At 62.6% G+C, this 819-nt stretch carries 1 protein-coding gene; it reads right to left on the reverse strand.

Translation table 11 applies throughout. The features are described 5' to 3' along the window. On the reverse strand, positions 1-808 hold an 808-nt coding region (locus tag AC1DVA_RS28825; RefSeq protein WP_476808193.1), incomplete at its 3' end, for a HAMP domain-containing protein. Between the last annotated feature and the right edge of the window lie 11 nt (positions 809-819).

The following is an 819-nucleotide window of genomic DNA, read 5'->3' on the forward strand; positions in this document are numbered from 1 at the left end:
CGCCGGGCACGATCGCTTGACCGCCGAGTTTGCCCTCCGTGCCCACCTCGCGCGCGACACGCGTCACTTCCGAGGCGAAGGAACGCAACTGATCGACCATCGTATTGATGGCTTCCTTCAGCTGCAGTATCTCTCCGCGGACATCGACGGTGATCTTCTTCGACAGGTCGCCATTGGCTACGGCTATGGTTACCTCGGCAAGATTGCGGACCTGGGCGGTCAGGTTCGATGCCATGGAGTTGACGCTCTCGGTCAGGTCCTTCCAGACGCCAGTCACTTCCCTGATTTGCGCCTGGCCGCCGAGCTTTCCGTCCGTCCCCACTTCGCGCGCCACGCGGGTCACTTCGGAGGTGAAGATGCTGAGCTGCTCGATCATGGTGTTGACGATGGTCGCCGAGCGGAGGAACTCGCCCTTTAGCGGGCGGCCGTCCACGTCGAGTGGGACCGGCTGCAGCAGATCACCCTTGGCGACTGCGGCGATGGTGCGCGTCATGGCGGCGGTCGGCCAGAGCAGATCGTCGATTAGCGTGTTGACGGAGTTTTCCATCTCCGCCCAGGCGCCGTCCGACAGGCCGAGGCGAACTCGGGTGCGCGTCTTCCCCTCCTGGCCCACAATTTCGCCAACCTGTTCAAGCTGGCGCGCCATTCTTTCATTGGCACTGACAATGTCGTTGAAGGTGTCGGCGATCTTACCGGCAACGCCGCTTTGGTTGCTGCGCAGCCTGATTGAAAACTCGCCCCGACGGACCAGCTGGAGCGCTTCGAGCAGTTCCGCGAGATCGACGGCGGAGACATCGACGGCGGTCATCGAACCTAGAC

The organism is Allobosea sp. P4_C6, assembly GCF_056402015.1.